This window comes from Ectothiorhodospira variabilis (genome assembly GCF_022227625.1).
GTDB lineage: Bacteria > Pseudomonadota > Gammaproteobacteria > Ectothiorhodospirales > Ectothiorhodospiraceae > Ectothiorhodospira > Ectothiorhodospira haloalkaliphila.
The window spans coordinates 449756-474564 of the sequence record NZ_JAJNAO010000002.1; the positions used below are offsets into that span (position 1 = coordinate 449756).

Consider the following 24809-nt stretch of genomic DNA (forward strand, 5'->3'; position numbering starts at 1 on the left):
AAACACTGGAACAATGAAAAGTTAAGCTTTAATCTCCCAAGCCCGCCGGTTGATGGCCTTCCGCGCGGGCCTGTAAGAGTGGGCCTCCCCCAGCCCTTGCAACGCCAGCCCCCTGCGTCAGATTGCCGCGGATGCCGACCAGCGACCAGATATCAGCGAGGTCAACGATGAGTTTTCACGCCTTACCGCCCGAACAGGGCCTGTACGATCCCTCCCTGGAGCGCGATGCCTGTGGTGTCGGCTTTGTGTGCCACATCAGAAACGAGAAGAGCCATCGGATCGTCGCACAGGGCCTGGAAATCCTGGAACGCATCAATCACCGGGGTGCCGTCGGGGCCGACCCCAAGGCAGGTGACGGGGCCGGCATTCTGGTACAGATTCCGGATGCCTTCTTCCGCTCCAAGGTGGGTTTCGACCTGCCGGAGGCCGGTCGTTACGGCGTTGGGATGATTTTCCTGCCTCAGGATGCCGGCCTGCGCGAGCAGATGCAGACCATCATCGAGAAGCACATCCAGGAAGGCGGCCAGACTGTACTGGGCTGGCGCGACGTGCCCGTGGACAACAGCGACCTGGGCGAGAGCGTGCTGCCCAGTGAACCGGTGGTGCGCCAGGTGTTCGTGGGCCGGGGAGAGAACTGCCCCGATCAGGACGCCTTCGAGCGCAAACTGTTCGTGATCCGCAAGCGCATGGACAACGAGATCCGCGATGCGGGACACGGCGTGGACGCCTGCTACGTGTGTTCCATGTCCTCTCGCACGGTCAACTACAAGGGCATGCTGCTGGCTGGCCAGGTGGGCCACTACTACCTGGACCTGCAGGACGAGACCTTCGTCAGCGCCCTGGCCCTGGTGCACCAGCGCTTCTCCACCAACACCTTCCCCACCTGGGATCTGGCGCAGCCCTTCCGCATGGTCTGCCACAACGGCGAGATCAACACCCTGCGCGGCAATGTGAACTGGATGGCGGCCCGCCGCCACACCATGCGCTCCGAGGTGCTGGGGGATGATCTGGACACCATCTGGCCGCTGATCCCCGAGGGTCAGTCCGACTCCGCCTGCTTTGACAACGCCCTGGAACTGCTGGTGATGGGGGGCTACTCGCTGGCCCACGCCATGATGATCCTCATCCCCGAGGCGTGGTCCGGCAACACCCTCATGGACGAGAAGCGGCGCGCCTTCTACGAATACCACATGGCCCTGATGGAGCCCTGGGACGGCCCCGCTGCCATGTGCTTCACCGATGGCCGTCAGATCGGCGCCACCCTGGACCGCAACGGCCTGCGCCCGGCCCGCTATCTGGTCACCAACGACGACACGGTGATCCTGGGCTCGGAAATGGGCGTGCTGGACATCCCTGAGGAGCGCATCGTCAAGAAGTGGCGCCTGCAGCCCGGCCGCATGCTGCTGATCGACCTGGAAGAAGGCCGCATCATCAGTGACGACGAGGTCAAGGCCCAGCTGTCCGAGGCCCGCCCCTACGGCGAGTGGCTGAAGAAGACCCAGATCCGTCTGGAAGATCTGCCCACCGGCGTGGGCCCCATGGCCCCGGACGATGCCACCCTGCTGGATTACCAGCAGGCCTTCGGCTACACCCAGGAGGATCTCAAGTTCCTGCTCACCCCCATGGTGCTGACCGGTCAGGAGGCCGTGGGCTCCATGGGGGCGGACAATCCACCCTCGGTGCTCTCGACCCGGCCCAAGAACCTGTCCAACTACTTCAAGCAGAACTTCGCCCAGGTGACCAACCCGCCCATCGACCCGATCCGCGAGGAACTGGTCATGTCGCTGGTGTGCATGATCGGGCCGCGCCCCAACCTGCTGGGCATCAATGAAGCCGGTCAGCATTGGCGCCTTGAGACCCCGCAGCCGGTGCTCACCAATCAGGACCTGGAGCGCATCCGTCACATCGAGTACAACTCCGGCGGCGCCTTCCGCACCCGCACCCTGGATGTGTGCTACCCCGCATCCGAGGGGGCGGAGGGCATGGGCCCTGCCCTGGAAGCCCTGTGCGCCAAGGCCGAACAGGCCGTGCTGGATGGCTTCAACATCCTGATCCTGTCCGACCGTGACACCAACCAGGATCGCGTGCCGATCCCCATGCTGCTGGCCACCTCGGCCGTGCATCACCACCTGATCGACAAGGGCCTGCGCACCAGCTCCGGTATCGTGGTGGAGACCGGTGCCGCTCTGGAGGTGCATCACTTCGCCACACTGGAAGGTTATGGCGCCGAGGCCATCAACCCCTATCTGGCCTTCGACACCATCCAGTCCATGCTGGACCGCCTGCCCGAGCGTCTGAGCTTCGAAGAGGCCCAGAAGCGCTACATCAAGGCCGTGGGCAAGGGCCTGCTCAAGGTGATGTCGAAGATGGGCATCTCCACCCTGGAGTCCTATTGCGGGGCGCAGATCTTCGACGCCGTGGGTCTGAACACGCCCTTTGTGGACAAGTACTTCTCCGGCACCCAGACCCGCGTGGAAGGCATCGGTCTGCCCCAGGTGGCCGAGGAGGCCGTTCGCTGGCACCAGCAGGCCTATGGTCATGCAGAGATCTACCGCGACCAGCTGGATGTGGGCGGCGACTATGCCTTCCGTCTGCGCGGCGAGAGCCACGTCTGGACGCCGGACACCATCGCCAAGCTGCAGCACGCCACCCGTGCCAACGATGCCGCCACCTACGATGAGTTCTCCCGCCTGATCAACGAGCAGACCGAGAATCTACTCACCTTCCGTGGCCTGATGGACTTCCGGTTTGCCGACCGGGAGATCCCTCTGGACGAAGTGGAACCGGCCAAGGAGATCGTCAAGCGCTTTGCCACCGGGGCCATGTCCTTCGGCTCCATCTCCCACGAGGCGCACTCCACGCTGGCCAAGGCCATGAACGCCATCGGTGGCAAGTCCAACACCGGCGAGGGTGGCGAGGAGCCGGAGCGCTTCCTGCCCCTGGCGGATGGCACCATGAATCCGGAGCGTTCCGCCATCAAGCAGGTGGCCTCGGGCCGCTTTGGCGTGACCACCGAATATCTGGTGAACGCCGATGACATCCAGATCAAGGTGGCCCAGGGTGCCAAGCCCGGCGAGGGCGGCCAGCTACCCGGCCATAAGGTGAACGCCCAGATCGCCCGGGTACGTCATTCCACTCCGGGCGTGGCCCTGATCTCGCCGCCGCCACACCACGACATCTATTCCATCGAGGACCTGGCGCAGCTGATCCACGACCTGAAGAACGTCAACCCCAAGGCCCGCGTCTCCGTGAAGCTGGTTTCCGAGGTGGGCGTGGGTACCGTGGCTGCGGGCGTTTCCAAGGCCCATGCGGATCACATCACCATCGCCGGCTATGACGGTGGCACGGGTGCCAGCCCGCTCACCTCCATCAAGCACGCCGGCAGTTCCTGGGAGATCGGCCTGGCAGAGACCCATCAGACCCTGGTGATGAACCGCCTGCGCGGGCGCGTCTCCCTGCAGGTGGACGGCGGCCTGCGCACCGGCCGTGACGTGGTCATCGGCGCCCTGCTGGGGGCCGACGAGTTCGGTTTTGCCACCGCGCCGCTGATCGTGGAAGGTTGCATCATGATGCGCAAATGCCATCTGAACACCTGCCCGGTGGGTGTGGCCACCCAGGATCCGGAGTTGCGCAAGCGCTTCACCGGCAAGCCCGAACACGTGATCAACTACTTCTTCTTCGTGGCCGAAGAGGTCCGCCGCCTGATGGCGAAGCTGGGCTTCCGCACCATGGACGAGATGATCGGCCAGGCGGACCGTCTGGAGATGCGTCGTGCCATCAACCACTGGAAGGCGGAGGGGCTGGACTACACCAAGCTCCTGACCCGCCCGGACGTGGGCCCGGAGGTGGCCATCCGTCACTGCGAGCTCCAGGACCACGGCCTGGACAAGGCCCTGGATCACGAGCTGATCCAGCAGGCCGAACCCGCCCTGAGCCAGGGCAAGCCGGTGACCATCCAGGCACAGATCCACAACTACCACCGCACCGTGGGCACCATGCTCTCGGGCCGCGTGGCCGAGCGTTATGGTCATGCGGGCTTGCCGGACGACACCATCCATATCAAGGCCACGGGCACCGGCGGCCAGTCCTTCGGGGCATGGCTGGCCAAGGGCGTGACCATCGATATGGAAGGCGAGGCCAACGACTACGTGGGCAAGGGCCTCTCCGGCGGGCGCATCATCATCTATCCGCCGGCCCGCTCCGCCATCAACCCGGCCGAGGACAACATCATCGTCGGCAACACGGTGCTCTACGGCGCCATCAGCGGCGAAGTGTTCTTCCGTGGCGTGGCTGGCGAGCGCTTCTGCGTGCGCAACTCCGGCGCCACCGCCGTGGTGGAGGGCGTGGGCGACCATGGCTGCGAATACATGACCGGCGGTATCGTGGTCTGCCTGGGCACCACCGGGCGCAACTTCGCCGCCGGCATGTCCGGGGGCATCGCCTATGTCCTGGATCAGGACGGCAGTTTTGCCGATCGCTGCAACCAGGCCATGGTGGAACTGGAGCCCATCGCCGATGAGGACGATGCCCTGGAGGCCTGGGATCATCAGGGCGGCGACCTGGAGACCCACGGCCGCGTGGATGTGAGCCGCGACATGACGCGCTTTGATGCGCAGCGCCTCAAGAGCCTGATCCAGCGTCATCTGGACTACACCGGCTCGACCCGCGCCAAGGCCATTCTGGACGATTGGGAGGCCTGGCTGCCCCGCTTCGTCAAGGTGATGCCGGTGGATTATCGCCGCGCCCTGGAAGACCTCCAGGCCCAGAAGGCCCGTCCGCCCGAGCCCAACAAACCGCCAAAGGCCAGCCAGACGCTTGAAGGGAGCGCCAACCATGGGTAAGCCAACCGGATTCATGGAATACGACCGTCGCGACCGGCACTATGAGCCGGCCGCCGACCGCATCGTGCACTATCGGGAATTCGTCATCCCCCTGAAGCCCGATCAGGTACGTGAGCAGGGGGCTCGTTGCATGGACTGCGGCATCCCCTTCTGCCACCAGGGCTGTCCGGTGAACAACCTGATCCCCGACTGGAATGACCTGGTCTACCGGGACGACTGGGAACAGGCCATCAAGGTGCTGCATTCCACCAACAATTTCCCGGAGTTCACCGGGCGCATCTGTCCGGCGCCCTGCGAGACCTCCTGCACGCTCAACATCGACGACACGCCGGTGACCATCAAGACCATCGAGTGCGCCATTGTCGACCGGGCATGGGAAGAGGGCTGGATCAAACCCCAGGTGGCCCATCGGCGCACCGGCAAGACCGTGGCCGTGGTCGGTTCCGGCCCTGCCGGCCTGGCCTGCGCCCAGCAACTGGCCCGGGCGGGTCATAACGTGGATGTCTTCGAAAAGGCTGACCGCATCGGTGGTCTGCTGCGCTATGGCATCCCGGACTTCAAGATGGACAAGGGCCATATCGACCGGCGCATCGCCCAGATGCGCACCGAGGGGGTGCGCTTCCATACCCTGTCCCATATCGGCGTGGACGTCCCCGTGTCCCGGCTCCAGGACGATTACGATGCCCTGGTCCTGGCCGGTGGTGCCGAGAAACCCCGTGACCTGCCCGTCCCCGGCCGGGAGCTCAACGGCGTGCACTTCGCCATGGACTTCCTCACCCGCAACAGCAAGCGGGTGCAGGGCGTGTTCGTGCCCGACGAAGACTTCATCAGTGCCCAGGGCAAGCACGTGCTGGTCATCGGTGGCGGCGACACGGGCTCCGACTGTATCGGCACCTCCAACCGCCACGGCGCGGCCCACGTCACCCAGGTGGAGATCCTGGACAAGCCACCGCAGAAGGAAGACAAGGGCCTCACCTGGCCCGATTGGCCCAACCGCATGCGCACCTCCAGCTCCCAGGAGGAAGGCTGTGACCGCATGTGGAATATCGCCACCAAGGGCTTCATTGATGATGGCCATGGCAACGTGAAGGCGGCCAGGTTGGTCACGGTGAAGTGGGAAAAGGACGCCGAGGGTCGCTTCCAGATGAGCGAGGTGCCGGGCACCGAGCAGGAGATCCGCTGCGATCTGGTCCTGCTGGCCATGGGCTTCGTGCATCCGGTGCAGGAAGGCATGCTGGCCGAGCTGAAGGAAAAGGCCAATCTGGAACTGGATGCCCGCGGCAACGTCAAGGGCAGCACCGAGGGCGAGCAGGCCTATCACACCAGTGCCGAGGGCGTGTTCGCTGCGGGCGACATGCGCCGGGGCCAGTCCCTGGTGGTCTGGGCCATCCGTGAGGGACGCCAGTGTGCCCGCGCGGTGGACCAGTGGCTGATGGGGCGTACCGACCTGCCGAGGTAGGGGCGCTCCCGCCAGCGGGAGAGGGGTTCATGGAGCCCCTCTCCCCTCCCCCACTTTACCCCCACCCTCACATCGGGCACTCTCAACGCATCGTGATCCATCCCGTCGGGATGTCCGTCATCGTCTGCCCAGGGAGCCCATGCCATGCCAGAGACGCCCACCTCGGTCCATGACTTCGAGGCCACCGACATCCAGGGCAACCCTCGCCCACTGTCGGAATTCGCCGGAAGGGTCCTGCTGATCACCAACGTGGCCAGTCAATGCGGTTTCACGCGCCAGTACAGTGGCCTGCAGGCCCTGCAGGATCGTTTTCATGAGCGCGGTTTCGACGTCCTGGGCTTTCCCTGCAACCAGTTCGGCAATCAGGAACCCGGGGATGAATCCCAGATCGCCGAATTCTGCAGCACGCGCTTTCAGGCAAACTTCCCCATGTTCGCCAAGGTGGAAGTGAACGGCAACAACGCCCACCCCCTGTACCAGCACCTCAAGGCCCAGGCCCCGGGCCTGATGGGCACTCAGGCCGTTAAATGGAACTTCACCAAGTTCCTGGTGGACCGTGAGGGGCAGGTGGTGCGGCGGTATGCATCCAATACGGATCCGAAGGATATCGCCCAGGATATTGAGCGCTTGCTATAAAGCCCGTGCCACCGCGCCCCACTTCCCCAAGATTGACTGCGATCATCAAGACCCTCTCCCGCTGGCGGAAGAGGGGTTGGGGTGAGGGCCGCTTTCATCAAGGACATGCCCGATGAACATCTCCTCCTCCGACCCCACCCAACACACCGCTCTCATCACCGGTGCCAACTCCGGTCTGGGCAAGGCCATCGCCATGGACCTGGCACGCCGGGGCATGACCCTGGTGATGGTATGCCGATCCCTCTCCCGCGGAGAACAGGCCCGCTGGGAAATCCGTGCGGAGACCGGCAACGAAGACATCTACCTGATCACCGGTGATCTGACGGAGCAGGCCGACGTCCGCCGTGTGGCCGCGCAATTCAAACGGGACTTCAAGGCCCTGCACCTGCTCATCAACAATGCCGGCAGTGCCTTCCCGGAGCGGCGTCTCACCGGCGATGGTGTGGAGAAAGCCCTGGCCATCAACCATGTAGCCCCCTTCCTGCTCACCCAGCTGCTGCTGCCGCGTCTCCAGTCCAGCGCCCCGGCCCGGATCATCAACGTGGGCACCCGGTTCAACACGGCCATGGACCTGGACGACCTCAACTGGGAAAAGCGCCGCTATCGCATGATGCAGGCCTACGGGCAGTCCAAGCTGGGGATGCTGCACACCACCTTCGCGCTGGCGCGTCAGCTGGAGGGCACCGGCGTCACCGTGAATTGCGTCTTTCCCGGGGTGTTCATGTCCAACCTGGGAGGCACCGACGGCGCCCAGAATGCCTTCTGGCGCGCGGTGGCACGCTGGCTGGGCTGGGCCATCCCCCCGGCAGAGCGCGCTGCCCAGGGCGTGATCCACCATGCCACCGCACCCGAGTCCGCCGCGCTGAATGGCCAGTATCTCTCCCGCAAGGGCCCCATCAAGGCACCGGCGCAGGCCAGGGATCCGGCCATGAACCAGCGGGTGGTACAGGCCACCGAAGCCCTCATCGCCCCGCCATAGGCACGACTGCGGACGAATGCGAGCCCTCGCCCCCCAAGCCGGCCGCCCTCCACGACATCACGATGGTGGGTCATCCCTGATGATGCAAGATGTTCCGAGCCCCTCTCCCCGGCACACTGTCTGGCATCCTGGCCACGGATGCGTCATATTTCCTGTGGCCCCAGAGCCGGCAAAATCAAGCACAACAATACGTACCACCGAGGAGATCACTGATGTCCATCAAACGCCGCGACTTTCTCAAGGTCGGCACGGCGGTGGCCACGGGCGCCGCCGTGCTGGGCGCGCCCGCCATCGTCAAGGCCCGCGATCGCTTCAACTGGCGCATGACCACCACATGGCCCAGCGGGCTGCCCTTCTTCCAGACCGGCCCGGGCAGTGCCACGGATTTCGCCCGACGGGTGGAGGAGATGTCGGACGGGCGCATCCGCATCCGCGTCTATTCGGCCAACGAACTGGTACCCGCCTTCGAAGGCTTTGACGCCGCCTCCTCCGGCCGCCAGGTGCAGCTCAACCATGGCTGCGCCTATTACTGGGCCGGCAAGTCCTTTGCCGCCCAGTATTTCACCACAGTTCCCTTCGGCATGACCTTCCAGGGCCACAATGCCTGGCTGAATGAGGGTGGCGGCTACGAGCTCTACAAGGAGGTGTATGCGCCCTTCGACCTGATCCCCCTGGTGGTGGGCTGCACCGGCGTGCAGCCCATGGGCTGGTTCCGGGAACCGGTGGAGAGCGTGCGGGATTTCCGGGGACTGAACATCCGCATGCCGGGCCTGGCCGGGGACATCTACAACGCCATCGGCGCCAATGCACGACTGCTGCCCGGCGGCGAATTGTTTGCCGCCCTGGAACGCGGCGCCATCGATGCCGCCGAGTGGGTGGGCCCCTATTCCGACCGGGAGCTGGGCCTGCACCGGGCCGCCAGGTACTACTATTCCTCCGGCTGGCATGAGCCAGCCACCAGCACCGAGGTTGTGGTGAACCGCCGCGCCTGGGAGTCCCTGCCCAAGGACCTGCAGGCGGTGATGCGCAATGCCGCCGCGGCCTGCAACATCACCTCCCACGCCTGGCTGGAGGCCCGCAACGCCGATGCTCTGGACGACCTGGTGAACAACCACGGGGTGCAGTTCGGCCCGGTGCCCGATGACGTGATCGAGGCCCTGCTGGAGGCCACACGGGACATACTCAGCGACCGCGCCGCGGACGATGAGCTCACCCGCAAGGTCCACGAGAGCTACTTCAGGTTCAAGGCTCGCCACGACCGCTGGCAGGCGAACTCTGAGACCATGTTCCAGACCCAGATTCGGGATCTGGGACAGAAGATCCTGGGATAACACGCGCTCACCCCAGCCCCTCTCCCCTTGGCGGGAGAGGGGCTTCATGCTGCCTGGGAGGCATTCATGTCCCGACTCCTGCTGCGCATCGAACGCGCTCTGAGCCAGGTGACCCGCCTGGCTGGCTGGATAGCAGCCATCAGCATGGCGGCTCTGGTGCTGCTGGTCTTCGCCAACATGGCGGCCCGCTATGCCTTGGGCATGGGCAGTGTCTGGTCCCAGGAACTGGAATGGTATGTGCTGTCACTCACGGTGATGACGGGCATCGCCTATGCCATGCGCTCCGACGAGCACGTGCGGGTGGATGTCTTCTCCCATCATCTGAACCGCGTGGGCAAGCTCTGGCTGGATGGTATCACCATGCTGCTGGTGGCCATTCCCGTCTCCCTGCTGATCCTTTACTACTCCTGGCCTTTCGTGCAGATCTCCTACGTGCGCGGTGAAGGCTCACCCAACGCCGGCGGGATGCCCTGGCTGTTCCTGCCCAAGGCCATGATCCTGGTCGGCTTTGCGCTGATCATCATCGAATCGGCGCGACAATTGCTCCGCATTGGCCGGCGCCTGGTCTTCCATTACCGCCATTCACGTCGTCACAAGGCAGGGAGCGCCGGTCATGCCGCTTGAGTACATCGCCCTGATGATGGTGGCCGCCTTCTTCGTCCTGGTGCTCACCGGCATACCAGTGGCCTTTGCCGTGGCGGCGGTGGGCTTCATCTTCGGCTTCATCGGCTTTGAAGGCTGGTTGTTCGAACTGCTGCCCGCCCGCATCTTCGGCACCATCACCAATTACACCCTGCTGGCCATTCCCTTATTCGTCTTCATGGGGGTGATGCTGGACAAGACCCGGGTGGCCGAACGCATGCTGGAGGTCATCGGCCATGCCAGCGGCGCCCTGCCCGGGGGCATGGCCCTGGCGGTGATCATGGTGGGCGTGCTCATGGGGGCGGCCACCGGGATCGTCGGGGCGGCCATCGTCACCCTCACCCTGATGGCCCTGCCCACCCTGCTCAGGCGCGGCTACAAGCCCACCGTGGCCTGCGGCACCATCTGTGCCTCGGGCACCCTGGGGCAGATCATCCCCCCAAGCCTGGTCCTGCTGGTGCTGGCAGACACCATGAACCTATCGGTGGGCAGTCTGTTTGCCGCGGCCCTGATCCCGGGACTGCTGCTGGCCACCCTGTACGTGCTGTATCTGTTCGTGCTGGCCTGGTTCTATTCCGCCGACGTACCGGCCCTGGATGCGGCCGAGCGGGCCGCCATGAGCACCCGTCAGTTGATCCGGGACCTGTTTACCTCGGTACTGCCCCCGCTGGCATTGGTGCTCGCGGTGCTGGGGGCCATCATCGGCGGCATCGCGGCCCCCACCGAGGCGGCTGCCGTGGGCGCGGTGGGGGCCGTGGTGGTGGCGGCGGTGATGGGGCGGCTGAGTGGGCCCGTCATGTCGGAGACCCTGAAGGTCACGGTGCGCATCACCGCCATGGTGTTTTTCGTACTGATCGCCTCCCAGGTGTTCGCCCTGGCCTTCCGGGGGCTGGATGGGGAGTTCCTGGTGGAGGCCATGTTCGACTGGGTGCCCGGCGGGCCCTACGGCACGCTGCTGTTCATGCTGCTGCTGATCTTTCTGCTGGGGTTCTTTCTGGAGTGGATCCAGATCACCTACATCGTGGTGCCGCTGTTCATGCCCTTCCTGGCAGGCTACCCGGAGTTCTCCATGGTGTGGATCGCCATCCTGATCGCCATGAACCTGCAGACATCGTTCCTCACGCCACCCTTTGGATGGTCGCTGATCTTCATGAAGGGGGTGGCGCCCCGAGGCATCAAGACCACGGACATCTACAAGGGCGCCATCCCCTTCGTGATCATCCAGCTGGCCGCCCTGGGGCTGCTGGTGGCCTTCCCGCAGATTGCCCTGTGGCTGCCGGAAGCCATTGGGTGGTAATGGATACCATGGACCAACCCGTCATCAAGTGAAAACAACAAAGTATTTCCAGGCAACACGAGCAAGGCCTGATCGTGCCAGAATCAAGGACGAGTGGATCTGCCATGTCGTCGAGCACCCGGAAAGAGAATTCATCCAGGCGGACGGTCGCATCAGACGATGGGCGAGCATCAAGGAGATGGACGAGCGGTATTTGAGGGTGGTGTTATTGGCGGACGGGGAAACCATCCATAACGCCTTCTTTGACAGGAGCTTCAAACCATGAAAATCAGCTACTTCCATGACACGGACACGCTCTATATCGAGTTCCGTGACGAAGGGATTACCGAATCCAGGGATCTGGATGAAAGAACCCTCCTTGACGTCGATGCAGACGGCAACGTGTGCGCCATTACCTTCGAGCACGCCAGCGAAAGAACCGATGTGAGCCATCTTATCGTGGAAGGCATCGCAGCTTAGGCGCCATTTGTTCCGAGGCAGCTCAGCCAAACAGCTCCACGAAAAAGATCACCGTCGTGATCGCCCCCACGAGAACAATGCCGTTGCGCAGGACATTCGGTGGCAGGCGGCGGCCGATTCGGGCGCCGGCGAAGCCACCCAGGACGGCAGCCAGCGCCATGGGGGGGAGTTCGGGCCAGGAGATGGCGCCGCCGGCCATGTAGATGGCCACGGCAATCACGGTGAGCACCGCGGAGAGCAGGTTCTTCAGGCCGTTGGCCACGTTCAGGTCATGCACACCCAGCAGGCGGAACATGGCCAGCATGACGATGCCCATGCCGCCGTTGAAATATCCGCCATAGCCGCACACGGCCAGCACGCCGACCCGCCCCCAGAGGCCGTGACCCCGCTTGGCGCGCCGGGCCAGAAACCCATGCAGACGCGGCCCGAAGGCGAACAAGACCGTGGCAAACAACAGCAGCCAGGGCACGATCGCCCGGAAGGCCTGATCCGAGGTGGCCAGCAGCAGCAAGGCACCTGCAGCGCCCCCCACGGCGCCGATGACCACCACTGCCAGCACCGACAACCCCGACGGGGCCTTGATGAGATCCCGATAGGCCCAGGCACTGGCCAGATAGCCCGGCAGCAGCGCCGCCGTGCCAGTGGCATTGGCCGCCACCGGGGGCACCCCGGTGAACACCAGGGCTGGCAGGGTGAGGAAGCTCCCCCCACCGGCCAGGGCATTGATGATACCGGCGAAGAAGGCTGCCGTGGCAATGATCAGAATGCTAAGGGGTTCCAGAAACACGGGCGTGCTCCGAGAGTTCAACAGGGTCCTGATGCCGAAGGTGGGGACGCAGCCAGTCCAGGATGGGGTCCACGTGGCGGGCGAAGCCCTCGGGGTCGTTGTGCTGCACGCCGGGCAGTGTGAGCACCGTGGCCCGGGGATTCTCCTGGGCCAGGCGACGGGCGTGCCACAGGGGCACCACGGTATCCTCGCTGCCATGCACCAGCAGCAGTGGCGCCTGTATGCGCGCCACGGTGGTGCGCGGGGCAATGTCATCGAAACGATGACCAATCAGCCATTCCACGCTACGGTTGATGATCAGCCCCAGCGGCCGGCGGGGGATGCCCCGCTCCTGGAGCCAGCCGTTCATCATGGGTTCGGGATGGGAAAAGGCAGACAGACTGATCACCGCTCGGATCCCCGGGTTGCGCGAGGCGGTGAGCAGCACCGCCCCGGCCCCCACGGAGTGGCCCAGCAGGATGAAGTCCCCGTGACCTCGAGCCCGCAGGGCCCCCATGACCGCCTCGGCATCCTCGGCAAAACGGGGCAGTGAAGCGAAGGTGTCATCATCGCTCTGGCCATGACAGCGAGCATCGAAGACCGCGACATTCAGGCCCTCGCTCAGCAGTCTGGGCACCATGAACAGCAGATGCGAACCATTGGCCCCCCAGCCATGCACCATCACCACCACCGGCGCGCCGGGGTGGGGTAGATACCAGGCGGCGGACAGGGTCCTGCCCCGGCGTGTGGGCACCCGAACCCGCTCGGCCAGGATGGTCAGACGCTCGGGATCATCCACCCAGCGCCGATCCCGAATGCGAAACGCCCATTGCAGCCAAAGGCGCAAGGCAAACAGGCCCAGGGTGACCAGCACCGGGGCCGCGATAAAAAGCATCAGTGTTGTCATGATTTCCATGGGCCATCGGCCCTGATTAAAGTGACATTCCAGGGCACTTCCGCCCCGCGGCATGTTCAAACGGACATGGACATTCCACTACTGATCATCGGTGCCCTGCTCATCGCCACCCTCACGGCCTTCGTGCTGGGCGTGCTGCCGTATCCCATCGGCTGGATCATTCTGACCATGGCTTTCATCGGACGCCTGATGTTCATCAAGGCGCGCTGATGGTATTTCGCTGCCTTGGGCCAGTATAATGCCCAGCCATCGGCTCACCATTGATCATCAGCCCTGAATCCGGGCATGATCAGGGCATACGCTGGATAATGGGAAGGGCGGCCAGAAGCTGCCACTGTCCCGTTTGGCATGGCGCCGGACGTGAACCTGGATTCACGCGGTCCCGGGGCATTGGGCCCCATTCCGAAAGGCTGTGATGACACCACCTTTCATTGGCGGCGGGCTGGTGCCCGTCCATGACCGAGCACCCAGATCCCATACCCGATCCTGAAGTCATCCACCCGGGGTGGTCGGCCTGAAACCGAAGCAAATGATCCTGCCCCTGGAGCAAACTGATGCCGTTGACCCGACGTCGATTCAATCAATTCCTGGTAGGAGGGCTGAGCCTGGCCCTCGCTCCCGTCACCCTGGCCGAGTTGCGGGAGGGTCGGGACTGGCGCGCCATCTCCCGTCCTCAGAGCGAGGCCCCTGAGGGCAAGATCGAGTTGCTCAAGTTCTTTTCCTACGGCTGCCCCTTCTGTGGGCAGCTCAATCAGGTGATGAAGCCCTGGCTTGAGGATTTGCCAGAGGATGTGGTGTTCCGCCGTGTTCCGGTCTCCTTCAATCGCGCCGCCTGGGCCAACCTGTCCCGCCTGTATTTTGCCCTGGAGGCCACCGGCGAACTGGAGCGGCTGGATCAGGAAGTCTTCGATGCCATCGGCCAGCGCCGTGAACGGCTGTTCACCGAGCAGGCGATCATGGACTGGATGGACGACCGCGACGTGGATACCGAACGGTTTGCCGAAGCCTTCCATGCCTCCCGTACTCAGACCCTGGTGGCACGCGGCGACCGTTTGCAGTCCCGATTCCGCATCAACAGCGTCCCCACCCTGGTGGTGGATGGCCGCTACGTGGTTGTGGGCGAAGACGCCCGCACCTATCAGGACCTGCTGGATATCACCGAACAACTCATGGACAAGGCCCGTGCCGCCTGACTCCTCGCCCACCCGCCTTGCAATTTCCTCATCCACTCATGGAGACAAAGACCATGATGTCAGCCGTTCACCCGTCATCCCGCCTTCCCTGGCTCATTCACGCGACGACCTAGCCATGAACGATTCCCAGCCCACCTCTCCGCGCCGTCGGCTGCAAAGCCTGCTGGCCATCCCTGATAGCCAGCGCACCGAAGAACAATGGGATGAGCTCATCGAGCTGGAAATCTCCCTGGCTCCGGTCAACCAGAAAAAACCCGGCGAACAAAGCGCCGAACCGGCTGGCCGCGCACCACGCGGCGGCGGCCCCAAGCGGCCCCGCGCCGGCGGAAACGGCGGCGCACGCAAGAAGACCTTCAGCAACAAGAAGACCGCCTCGCAGGGCGGCCGCAGCGCCCCCCGGGGAGCCGTGAGCGAGTAGGAACGACCGCGCCGGGGACCTTTATCCCCGTGCCCGGGAGATGCGCAGCACCTCGGGCACCCGGCGCAGGCGGCGCATCAGGTCCGCCAGATGCTTGCGGCTGCGCACGCTCAGAGTGAAGGTGATGGTCGAGGCATGGCCATCGCGTTCGTCGAAGGAGACATTCTCGATATTCGAACCCATGTCGGCGATCACCGAGGCCAGATTCGCCAGCACACCCCTTTTGTTGGCTGTCTGTGCACGGATCGCAGCAGCGTACTCCTGGGTGGAGTCTTCCGACCAGGCCACCGGGATCCACTTGTCCGGCTTGTTGCGATACTCGGCCACGTTGCGACACTGCTCTCGATGCACCACCAGCCCCCGGCCGGCACTCATCACACCCACGATGGGGTCGCCAGGTATGGGGTGACAGCACTTGGCGAATGACAGCACCATGCCTTCGGTGCCCTTGACCGCAAGGGGCTTGCCCAAGATGGCCGGCGACGGCTCAGCCTCATCGGCTTCCGCGTCCGCGTCGTCGCTGCAAAGACGGCGTGCCACCAGGGTGGCCATACGGTTGCCCAGCCCCACATCGCCCAGCAAGGCGTCCAGGTTGGGGAGTTGCAGATCTTCCAGCAGACCCTGCATCTGCTCCGGGGGGATCTCCTCCAGGCTCTTGCCAACGCCGATCAGGGCCTTGTCCAGCAAGCGACGACCCAGGTTGACCGCCTCACCCTGCTGCAGGTTCTTGAGATAATGCCGAATCGCGGCCCGGGCCTTGCCGGTGACCACGAAATTCAGCCAGGCGGGATTGGGCCGCGCGCCAGGGGCGGTGATCACCTCCACCGTACGGCCACTCTCCAGCTTGGTGGACAGCGGCGCCAGGCGCCGGTCGATCTTGGCCGCCACGCAGGTATTGCCCACATCCGAGTGCACCGCGTAGGCAAAGTCCACCGCCGTGGCCCCCTTGGGCAACTCCATGATCTCGCCGCGGGGCGTGAAGATGTAAACCTCCTCGGGGAACAGGTCCACCTTCACGTTTTCCAGAAACTCCATGGAGTTGCCGGCAGCCTGCTGGATCTCCAGCACCCCCTTGAGCCATTCCCGTGCCCGGGCCTGGGCGGAGGCGGACTGCCGATCACCCGCCTTGTACAGCCAGTGAGCCGCAATACCGCTTTCGGCCACCCGGTCCATCTCCTCGGTACGGATCTGTACCTCGATGGGGATGCCATGGGGGCCAAACAGGACGGTATGCAGGCTCTGGTAGCCGTTGGCCTTGGGGATGGCGATGTAGTCCTTGAAGCGACCAGGCACCGGCTTGTACAGGTTGTGGACCACGCCCAGGGCCCGGTAGCAGGCATCCACGTCGGTGACCACGATGCGAATGGCAAAGACATCGAAGACCTCTTCGAAGGAGAGGCGTTTTTGCTGCATCTTGCGGTAGATGCTGTAGAGGTTCTTCTCCCGGCCGATAATGCGCGAGACGATCCCCGCTTCCTCCATGCGCGAGCAGATGGCCGTCTCGATCTTTTGCATCACCTCCTTGCGATGCCCGCGGGACTTTTTGACTGCGTCCTGAAGCACCTTGTAGCGCAGCGGGTTGTGGGAGGCGAAGCCCAGCACTTCCAGTTCGCGCCGGATGGCGTTCATGCCCAGGCGCTGCGCTATGGGGGCGTAGATCTCCAGGGTTTCCCGGGCGATGCGTCGCCCCTTGTCGGGGCGCATGACCCCCAGGGTGCGCATGTTATGCAGGCGGTCGGCCAGCTTGACCATGATCACCCGCAGGTCCCGGGTGATGGCCAGCATCATCTTGCGGAAGTTCTCGGCCTGGGCCTCGGCCTTGGAGCGGAATTTGAGATGGGTGAGCTTGGAGACGCCATCCACCAGCTCGGCCACATCCTCGCCGAACTCCTCGATGATGCGTTCCTTGCTGATGTGGGTGTCCTCCATGACGTCATGGAGGATGGCGGCAATGATGCTGCGGTGATCCATCCGCATCTCGGCCATGGTCTTGGCCACGGCCAGGGGATGGACGATATAGGGGTCGCCGCTCAGGCGGGTCTGGCCCTCATGGGCCTCGGCGCCAAACAGGTAGGCCCGATACACCTCGCTGACCTGATCGGGCTCCAGGTAGCTCTCCAGATAGGCGCACAGGTCCTTGGCCATGAACCGGGTGGTGTCCAGGGACGCGGAGGTACTGGGGGCCTGGCTGGGGGTGGCACTCTCGACCATGGGGCATGCTTGCGGGCCTGTCTTGCCCGCGGATCCCGATGAGGATCCGCACGGGGGACTAGATCTCCGTTCGCACCTCCTCTTCGCTCACCTGGGAGGGGCCAGCGTGCTCCCGAGCCACCACTTCATCCAGCACTTCGGGGCCCACCAGCCCGTCGGCGATCTCACGCAGGGCCAGTACGGTGGGCTTGTCATTTTCCCAGTCCAGATGGGCATGGGCACCGCCAGCCAGTTGCCGGGCACGCTTGGCAGCGACCAGCACCAGGTGGAAGCGGTTGTCCATATTGTCCAGGCAATCTTCAACAGTAACGCGGGCCATGGTCGGCTCAACTCCTGATTCTTTCGGGAAAACGGTTAATACTAGGGGTTTGCTTCCCCAGACGCCAGCAAATCCCGTATCAGCGCCTCATGGCGATGACGCTGCGGTCGGGTGTGCAGGCGGTTGGCGGTGAAAATGGCGACCAGGTCTGCCAGGGCCCGGTCAAAGTCGTCATTCACCACCAGATAGTCGTACTCGCCAAAGTGGCTCATCTCTTTGACAGCTTCCCCAAGGCGCCGTTCGATGATGGCGTCGCTGTCCTTGCCCCGGGCCTGCAGACGCTGGCGCAACTCATCACGGGAGGGGGGTACGATGAACACCGACTGACAATCGGGCATCAGACGCCGCACCTGCTGCGCCCCCTGCCAGTCGATCTCCAGGATCACGTCCAGCCCACGCTCCAGTTCCGCCTCGACGGCTGCTCGGGAGGTGCCGTAATAGTGATCAAAGACCCGTGCATGCTCCAGGAAGGCGCCATCCTCGATCATGCCCAGGAATTGTTCCGCATTCACGAAGTGATAGTGCTCGCCGTCCACCTCCCCCTCACGGGGTTTGCGGGTGGTGTGGGATACGGATACCACGAGACTGGGCCGCGCCTTGAGCAGGGCGGCCACCAGCGAGGTCTTGCCCGCCCCGGAGGGGGCGGAAATGATGTAAAGGGTTCCCCTGATCAAGGGTCGGGCCTCCAGCCAGTCTGCAACGAGGCCCCTAGATTAACCCAATGACCGGTCCGAGTGCAGGCGGGGGCATCCCCGACCCCGTGGGAGCGGCCCTCGGCCGCGAAGGGGTTCCGAGGCCTCCGCTCTCAAGGTTTGGCACCGTGGTGGAACCTCGGTGGGGCGGCATGCCTGTCCGCGGGACGCCGTGAATACCTCCCTGTAGGCTTGATCGCCGCATCCCTGCGGCGAACACCCGCTCCCAGGCATGCCGCCCCACCGAGGTTCGGATACTCAGGTGGCTTTCGGTGAAAAAAGCCGTGAAAGAGCGATTCAATCCATCAGATCCACCTCAATGCCCTGTTCATACAGGGACTGGGCGCGGCCATCCAGATAGCGTTGCAGTTCCGGCTCGTCCCGGTAGGCGCCTGTGGCCACATACGCCATCACCGACTGCACATGGAAGCTGCGCAGATACCCCTCCGTGCGGATCACCTCACCATCCTCGGACGTGTACAGGGCCATGGTGGGGGTGTATAGCACGCCGGCCTCACGGGCCCATTCCCGGGCCGTGGTGCTCACGCCATCGGGGGTGATCAGCGGGGTGTCGGACCAGATGTCCACCTGGGCCACCTGGAAGCGCTCCAGCTGGGCCTGAGTCTCCTCACGCTGCAGGATATCCCCATGCAATTCGTCACAGGCGGAGCACTGGGCCTGCTCGAAAAAGATCAAGAGAGGTTTGTCACCGTCCTCGAGAGCCGCTGCCAAGTCCATGGGGGGCTGCATCCAGTCCTCGCGGACATGCAGTTCTCCGGACGCCGGTTCACCGCCAACCTGCTCGAAATACTCGGGAAAGCTCATTTCGTTCTCGAGGCCCTCGCCGATGTAGGACAGGGCGGCGCGGAATCGATGCGGCTCGTAGTAGCCGTTCAGGCGGGCCACGGTCTCGAAGTCTTCATTGAACATCAGCAGGGTGGGCGTGAACTGAACGCCCAGGTCACGGGCAAAGTCGCGCTCGGTGGTATCACTGCCTTCCATGTCGGTGACCTCGCGGGCGCCCCACATGTTGATGGCAATGACGTGGAAGTACTCCTGGGCCTTTTCGGCGATGTCGTGCTGACCGAAATTGTCGCGGATCAGCTTCTCGCAATAGGGGCAGCCATCCTGGTAAAAATACAGCATCAGCCGCTTGCCCTCGGCGGCGGCCTCCTCCACATCCTCGCGAATATCCAGGAAGGACTCATGGAACCAGGGGGGCGGCTCCACCCACCCGGGATTGACCATGCCGGGCGCCAGCCGGGGGCCGTCTTGCGCGACCCCCGCAGCAGGCAGGCACATCAGGGCGATCAAGCTCACCCAACGATAGAGTTTTATTGTCATGTTGCCTCCTTTGGCTCAGGCCATCGGCCTTGAATGAACCTAGACCAAGAGCATCAGCCGGGCAACTTGACATACCTCAATCCGCGCCGCCATCACCCTCCGGCGATCCATCACCGCTACGCTCACCCATGCCGACCTGCAGCGCGTTGTAGCGTGCCCAGGCATGGAACCCGCGGGCATTGGCGGTAATGGGCTCGTCCACGGTTCGGGCATGGGGGATCATCTCGCGCAGATAGCGAGACATCACCTGACCGCCGCCGCCCGTGATGAGCACGAAGGGATAGTCATCCACCTGCCATAGGGAGTTGATCTCCACCAGCAGCTTGGTGGCCAGATCCTGGAACACCTGATCCCGCAGGCCGCTGATATCCACCTTGCGCCCGGAAACATTCAGCTCACCGTCGATGATGGCTTCATCCAGGGTGTAGGTCTCCCGTTCCAGGCCATACCTGGCATTGAGCAACTCGGCGATTTCGTCGTATCCGTGGGAGATGCCGATGGGCACGGTGCGGCTGAAGGCCGGGGCGTATTCACCATCCACGATGGTGGCGAAATCACTGGTACGAAAGCCCACATCGATGATGCCCACCCGGCCATCCAGCATGGGACTGTCCTCGCGCAGGTTGCCCCGTTCATCCAGCACCATGGACCAGAAGGTGCCCACGGGCTGGGGCACCACGTCGATACGGTCCAGACGCACGCTGTAGGCGTGACGCTGACTGCCGATACGACGAATGACTTCGTGATCCCCCTGCAGGCGTCTTACCAGGTCGTCGGCCATGTGCATGCGACCCGGCGGCAGACCGGTGACCACGAAAAAGCTGTTGAGGCTCTCCTTGCAATACAGGGCGAGCGTGCCCAGACAGAGGATGAGGATGTCATCCCCTTCGGCGCGTGTGGAGGAGAGCCCCCGGTAGGCGATGCGGGAGTGGCGGATGGCCAGATCGCCCAGGAAATACTCCCGCCCCCCAACCGACACGCGCAGATCCTCCGTCGGCGGGGGCCGCTTGAAGCCCAGCGACATGGGTGCCTGGGTCCCGGCCTCGCCCACCACGCTGGGGAAGACGTAACCGTTCTGTCCATCCTCCGCCTTGATGTAGCCGTAGCCCATGTCCAGCCCGATACAGCGATCCATAAATGTCGTCCTCTTTTGGATGGAGGTCAGTGGGTGGTTCAGTGATGACGTGGGCGTATTACAGACCCTTCAGCCCCGGTTTGGCAAACACATCGTTCGCAAAACGCACAAGACCCGGCAAAGCCGGGCCTTGTGGGATGGGACGACCCCTGGGTCACCCTACTCCTGGTGGTAACCGGTAACCCGGTCCACCTCGTTGCGGGACCCCAGGATCACGGGCACGCGCTGATGGATATCATCGGGGCTCAAGGTCATCATGCGCTCCCGACCGGTGGTGCAGGCGCCGCCCGCCTGCTCGATGAGAAAGGCCATGGGATTGGCCTCATACATCAGACGCAGCTTGCCGCCCTGCCCCTTGGCCTGGATCTTGGAATCCAGGGGATACATGAACACCCCGCCACGGGTCAGGATGCGATGCACCTCGGCCACCATGGAGGCGATCCAGCGCATGTTGAAGTCCTTGTCCCGGGCACCGTCCTTGCCCTCCAGGCATTCGCCGATGTAACGCTTCACCGGCTGCTCCCAGAAGCGCATGTTGGAGGCATTGATGGCGAATTCCTGGGTATCTTCCGGGATCTGCACATTGGAGTGGGTGAGCAGAAACTCACCGAAATCACGGTCCAGGGTGAACATGTTGGTACCGGTGCCGGTGGTCAACACCATCATGGTGGAGGGCCCGTACACACAGTAACCGGCGGCCACCTGCTCCGTACCGGGCTTGAGGAAATCTTCCTTGCTGGGGTTACGCACGCCGGGGGGCGCCTTGAGGATGGAGAAGATGGTGCCCACCGAGACGTTCACATCGATATTGGAGGAGCCGTCCAGCGGGTCGAACAGCACCAGATACTTGCCCCGGGGCGCGTCTTCCGGCAGATGATAGACGTCATCCATCTCCTCGGAGGCCAGGGCAGCCACGTGGCCGTTGTGGGCCAGGGCCTCGATGAAGATCTCGTTGGTGATCACATCCAGCTTCTTTTGCTCCTCCCCCTGCACGTTCTGGGTGCTGGCGGTGCCCAGCACACCCACCAGATCGCCCTTGTTGACCAGGTCGGAGATTTTCTTGCAAGCCACGGAGATGTCGTTGAGCAGGCCAGTGAACTCCCCGGTGGCCCCCTCGAACTTGCGCTGGGTTTCGATGATGAAGTTGGTGAGAGTGGTACCGATATGCATGTTGCCGTTTTCCTATGGTGGTGTTGAAAGATCCTGACGCAGCCATCGTTGTTGTGGAATCTTCCGGAGCGCTCCGGGGGCCACGCATCACTGTTGGCTATACTAACAGAACCTTTTATCACCTCCCATGGTGTGGGGCCTCAGGGCAAGACACGGCCATCCTGCCTGCCCTGCACCCTCAGCCCACCGCACCATCCCCGGGCACCTACTCCACCATGATCGTGATCTGCTCGGACACCACCGGCGGATCAAAACTGGCATGCCGATAATCCATGAACAGCAACTGCAGCGTGTGCGTGCCCGGCTCCAGTTCCAGTTCCGTCTCCGTCTGACCACCGCCGAAATGCACGGTCTGGTCAGTGAAAGGCAGCGGCGCATCCAGGTTCACATCATCCAGATCCTTGTTCACCAGCAGGTGATGATGGCCTGTATCAGGGCGATCGACCCCCGCTGGAGCAACGCCTGCCCCCTTGAGCCCCATGCGCACCGTCACCGGCGAACTCACGGTCTCCCCATCCGTTGGTGTGATGAAATAAACCTCTGCCCCTTCTGGCGGCGCCGGACGATTGAGATCCGCCTGGACAACCCCCAGGGGCAACAATGCGGCGACAGCCAAAGTGACCACTGCACGGGACATCACGCTCATGACACGCCTCCTTCCAGTTATTCTGTTCGTTTGCTTGATCCTGCTGGTTGACTATAGCACTGCGGATTAATCGCCGCAGATGGCCACCTCGTGAACGCCGCACCGCTTGATCGGCATGGCCAAACTCCAGATACTCACAGGCACATCTTCAGGATTCTGCCGTTCCCCATGAAAAATGGCAGCCGCACATCCACACGACCGGGAGTCATCCATCATGTCCAGCACAATTTCCCTTGCGCCGCATCCCGCGGCCACCCTACCCACCCATCCAACGATCCAGATGGCCGAGGCCGCCACCGATGGCACCGCTGGCAAGGCCGAGGCATCCGCTCAGACACTGCCCCCAGCCCTTACCGGCGAGCGTCGCACGCTGCAAAGCAAGGCGGGCAGCCTGTGCTACTACCACGCAGCCCCCAAAAGCGAGGAGCAGCGTACCGACGTCCCCCTGCTGCTGATTCACAGTGTGAACGCCGCCGGCTCCGCCTATGAGGTCAAGCCACTTTACGATCACTATGCCAAATGGCGCCCTGTGTATGCCCTGGAACTGCCCGGCTTTGGTGGCTCGGACCGCAGCGACCGGGCCTATACGCCTCGCCTGATGACCGATGCCATCCACGCCATGGTGGAGGAGATTCAGCGCCTGCACGGCGAAGGCAAGCCGGACGCCATCGCCCTCTCCCTGGGCTCGGAGTTCCTGGCCCGCGCCGCCCACGAATCCCCCGACGCCTTCCGCAGTATCGGCCTGGTGAGCCCCACGGGTTTCAAGGGCACCGGGCGCCTGGATGGCCCGGCCGAGAGCACCCGTGGCATGCCCTGGCTGCACACCTTCTTCGTGCGTGCTCCCTGGAGCCAGGGGCTGTTCAATGCCCTCACCAAGCGCAGCGTGATCCGCTACTTCCTCAACAAGGCCTGGGGCTCCAAGGACATCGACCTGGGCCTGCTGGAATACAGCGTGGCCACCACCCGCCAGCCCGGAGCCAAGAATGCCCCCTACCACTTCCTGGCCGGCAACCTCTTCAGCGCCGACATCACCACCATCTACGAATCCCTGAAGCTGCCGGTGTTCATGGTGCATGGCGAGCGGGGCGACTTCGTGGACTTCAAGGGTAAGGCAGTGGTGGCCAAACGCCCCAACTGGCTCATCTACGAGATGCCCACCGGTGCCCTGCCCTATTTTGAAATGCCAGAGTCCTTCGTGGCCGAGTACGAGGCCTTTCTGCAGAACCAGGTGATGAAGGCGTAAGGCGGATTCCCTCAGATGGAATTCATCTACGATTTCGCCATCTTCCTGGCCAAGGTGCTCACCATCGTGGTGGCCATCCTGGTGGTGCTGGGCAGTCTTGCCAGCACCGCTGCCAGCGCCCGGGATCGCGGCCAGGACCACCTCAACGTGCGTCGTCTCAACGACCGCTACCGCCATATGGAGAACACCCTGAAAAAGCGCTTCGCCGCGCCCAAGGGGTGGGCGGCGAAGCTCAAACGCCTGCGCAGTGGCAAAAAGGCCGAGACCGGGCTGGACCCGTCCCCGGACCCGGACCGGGCCCGGGTGTTCGTGCTGAAGTTTCACGGCGACATCCGGGCCTCCCATGTGGAGAGCCTGCGCGAGGAGGTTTCCACGGTGCTCACCCAGGCCCGTCCGGAGCTGGATCATGTGGTGGTCTGCGTGGAGAGCGGTGGCGGCATGGTGCCCCATTACGGCCTGGCGGCGTCACAATTGGTGCGACTGCGGGATGCGGGGCTCCAGGTCACGGTGTGCGTGGACCGGGTGGCCGCCAGCGGCGGCTACCTGATGGCCGCCGTGGCCCACCGCATCATCGCGGCCCCCTTCGCCATCGTCGGCTCCATCGGCGTGGTGGCGCAACTGCCCAACTTCCACCGCTGGCTCAAGCGTCGCAACGTGGATATCGAGTTGCTCACCGCCGGCGAATACAAGCGCACCCTCACGGTGCTGGGTCGCAACACCGCCGAGGGGCGGGCCAAGTTCCAGGAGGACCTGGAGGAGACCCACACCCTGTTCAAGACCTTCCTGTCCCGCTATCGCCCCTCCCTGGACATGGATCAGGTGGGCACCGGGGAGCATTGGTACGGGGAACAGGCCCGCCCCCTGGGTCTGGTGGACGAACTGGGCACCAGCGACGATGTACTGATGAAGCTGGCCCGGGAGCATGATCTGTACGAGGTCACCTACAAGCGCCGCCAGAGCCTGGGCAAGCGTATGGGGACCGCGATGGAGAGCATCACCGACCGCCTGCTGGGGGGGCGTGGGTAGTCTGGGGTACACCGCCCCTCACCCCAACCCCTCTCCCCGAGGGGGAGAGGGGCTCCAAACACAAGACTTGCTCCCTTCTCCCCGCG

Annotated in this window: 22 protein-coding genes; 13 read left to right on the plus strand and 9 right to left on the minus strand. The window is 63.8% G+C overall.

Annotated features, from left to right (window positions below; all coding sequences use genetic code 11):
* The first annotated feature begins 167 nt into the window (after positions 1 to 167).
* The 8 genes from gltB to LPW30_RS04785 all read left to right on the plus strand — a co-directional run bounded on the left by gltB (position 168) and on the right by LPW30_RS04785 (position 11644).
* The gene (gene gltB / locus LPW30_RS04750) at positions 168 to 4841 is read left to right on the plus strand and encodes a glutamate synthase large subunit (RefSeq protein WP_239680215.1); all 4674 of its coding nucleotides are present in this window, start codon (positions 168 to 170) and stop codon (positions 4839 to 4841) included.
* The gene (locus LPW30_RS04755; protein ID WP_025282692.1) at positions 4834 to 6300 is read left to right on the plus strand and encodes a glutamate synthase subunit beta; all 1467 of its coding nucleotides are present in this window, start codon (positions 4834 to 4836) and stop codon (positions 6298 to 6300) included. Before gltB ends, LPW30_RS04755 begins: the two co-directional genes overlap by 8 nt.
* A 144-nt stretch (positions 6301 to 6444) precedes the next feature.
* Complete coding sequence (locus tag LPW30_RS04760; RefSeq protein ID WP_025282693.1) at positions 6445 to 6936, plus strand: glutathione peroxidase; 492 nt, start codon at positions 6445 to 6447, stop codon at positions 6934 to 6936.
* Between the two features lie 112 nt (positions 6937 to 7048).
* Positions 7049 to 7915: an SDR family NAD(P)-dependent oxidoreductase gene (locus LPW30_RS04765; protein ID WP_203225281.1), complete on the plus strand. Its 867-nt coding sequence runs from the start codon at positions 7049 to 7051 to the stop codon at positions 7913 to 7915.
* A 212-nt stretch (positions 7916 to 8127) separates the two neighbouring features.
* Positions 8128 to 9246, plus strand: coding sequence for a TRAP transporter substrate-binding protein (locus LPW30_RS04770; protein WP_025282695.1), 1119 nt, complete (start codon positions 8128 to 8130; stop codon positions 9244 to 9246).
* A 66-nt stretch (positions 9247 to 9312) separates the two neighbouring features.
* On the plus strand, positions 9313 to 9870 hold the full coding sequence (locus tag LPW30_RS04775) for a TRAP transporter small permease subunit (protein WP_239680216.1): 558 nt from the start codon (positions 9313 to 9315) through the stop codon (positions 9868 to 9870).
* Entirely contained in the window at positions 9860 to 11185 is a 1326-nt protein-coding gene (locus LPW30_RS04780) for a TRAP transporter large permease (RefSeq protein WP_239680217.1), read from the plus strand. The genes LPW30_RS04775 and LPW30_RS04780 overlap by 11 nt, the downstream gene beginning before the upstream one ends.
* A 261-nt stretch (positions 11186 to 11446) precedes the next feature.
* Complete coding sequence (locus LPW30_RS04785; protein ID WP_025282699.1) at positions 11447 to 11644, plus strand: DUF2283 domain-containing protein; 198 nt, start codon at positions 11447 to 11449, stop codon at positions 11642 to 11644.
* A 22-nt stretch (positions 11645 to 11666) separates the two neighbouring features.
* Here LPW30_RS04785 and LPW30_RS04790 read toward each other — a convergent pair whose 3' ends face one another.
* Positions 11667 to 12431 carry a sulfite exporter TauE/SafE family protein gene (locus LPW30_RS04790; RefSeq protein WP_239680218.1) on the minus strand — a complete coding sequence of 255 codons (765 nt, stop codon included), beginning with the start codon at positions 12429 to 12431 and terminating at the stop codon, positions 11667 to 11669.
* Complete coding sequence (locus LPW30_RS04795; RefSeq protein WP_239680219.1) at positions 12412 to 13317, minus strand: alpha/beta hydrolase; 906 nt, start codon at positions 13315 to 13317, stop codon at positions 12412 to 12414. The genes LPW30_RS04790 and LPW30_RS04795 overlap by 20 nt, the downstream gene beginning before the upstream one ends.
* 75 nt (positions 13318 to 13392) lie before the next feature.
* Between LPW30_RS04795 and LPW30_RS04800 the strand changes: the two genes are divergently transcribed.
* From LPW30_RS04800 to LPW30_RS04810, 3 genes are all read left to right on the plus strand, one after another.
* Entirely contained in the window at positions 13393 to 13536 is a 144-nt protein-coding gene (locus LPW30_RS04800) for a hypothetical protein (RefSeq protein ID WP_169738290.1), read from the plus strand.
* Positions 13537 to 13880: 344 nt separating this feature from the next.
* The gene (locus tag LPW30_RS04805) at positions 13881 to 14519 is read left to right on the plus strand and encodes a thiol:disulfide interchange protein DsbA/DsbL (RefSeq protein WP_239680220.1); all 639 of its coding nucleotides are present in this window, start codon (positions 13881 to 13883) and stop codon (positions 14517 to 14519) included.
* Positions 14520 to 14634: 115 nt separating this feature from the next.
* On the plus strand, positions 14635 to 14937 hold the full coding sequence (locus LPW30_RS04810) for a hypothetical protein (RefSeq protein ID WP_025282703.1): 303 nt from the start codon (positions 14635 to 14637) through the stop codon (positions 14935 to 14937).
* Positions 14938 to 14958: 21 nt separating this feature from the next.
* On the opposite strand, the gene spoT is transcribed toward LPW30_RS04810, so the two are convergent.
* From spoT to LPW30_RS04845, 7 genes are all read right to left on the minus strand, one after another.
* Positions 14959 to 17148, minus strand: coding sequence for a bifunctional GTP diphosphokinase/guanosine-3',5'-bis pyrophosphate 3'-pyrophosphohydrolase (gene spoT / locus LPW30_RS04815; RefSeq protein ID WP_238625424.1), 2190 nt, complete (start codon positions 17146 to 17148; stop codon positions 14959 to 14961).
* A 58-nt stretch (positions 17149 to 17206) separates the two neighbouring features.
* Entirely contained in the window at positions 17207 to 17467 is a 261-nt protein-coding gene (gene rpoZ, locus LPW30_RS04820; RefSeq protein ID WP_238625425.1) for a DNA-directed RNA polymerase subunit omega, read from the minus strand.
* Positions 17468 to 17508: 41 nt separating this feature from the next.
* Entirely contained in the window at positions 17509 to 18141 is a 633-nt protein-coding gene (gmk, locus tag LPW30_RS04825; protein WP_239680221.1) for a guanylate kinase, read from the minus strand.
* Between the two features lie 315 nt (positions 18142 to 18456).
* A complete protein-coding gene (locus LPW30_RS04830; RefSeq protein WP_239680222.1) occupies positions 18457 to 19503 on the minus strand; it encodes a thioredoxin family protein in 1047 nt (348 codons plus the stop codon).
* 76 nt (positions 19504 to 19579) lie between these two features.
* Positions 19580 to 20638, minus strand: a complete 1059-nt coding sequence (locus LPW30_RS04835) for a ParM/StbA family protein (protein WP_025282708.1) — start codon at positions 20636 to 20638, stop codon at positions 19580 to 19582.
* Between the two features lie 159 nt (positions 20639 to 20797).
* The gene (locus LPW30_RS04840) at positions 20798 to 21808 is read right to left on the minus strand and encodes a class 1 fructose-bisphosphatase (protein ID WP_025282709.1); all 1011 of its coding nucleotides are present in this window, start codon (positions 21806 to 21808) and stop codon (positions 20798 to 20800) included.
* A 205-nt stretch (positions 21809 to 22013) separates the two neighbouring features.
* Positions 22014 to 22445 carry a DUF4399 domain-containing protein gene (locus tag LPW30_RS04845; RefSeq protein ID WP_238625468.1) on the minus strand — a complete coding sequence of 144 codons (432 nt, stop codon included), beginning with the start codon at positions 22443 to 22445 and terminating at the stop codon, positions 22014 to 22016.
* Between the two features lie 223 nt (positions 22446 to 22668).
* Between LPW30_RS04845 and LPW30_RS04850 the strand changes: the two genes are divergently transcribed.
* Positions 22669 to 23697 (plus strand): alpha/beta fold hydrolase, encoded by a 1029-nt coding sequence (locus LPW30_RS04850; protein ID WP_026623797.1) that lies wholly within the window; start codon positions 22669 to 22671, stop codon positions 23695 to 23697.
* Positions 23698 to 23712: 15 nt separating this feature from the next.
* Positions 23713 to 24723: a protease SohB gene (gene sohB, locus LPW30_RS04855; RefSeq protein ID WP_239680223.1), complete on the plus strand. Its 1011-nt coding sequence runs from the start codon at positions 23713 to 23715 to the stop codon at positions 24721 to 24723.
* The last annotated feature ends 86 nt before the right edge of the window (positions 24724 to 24809 follow it).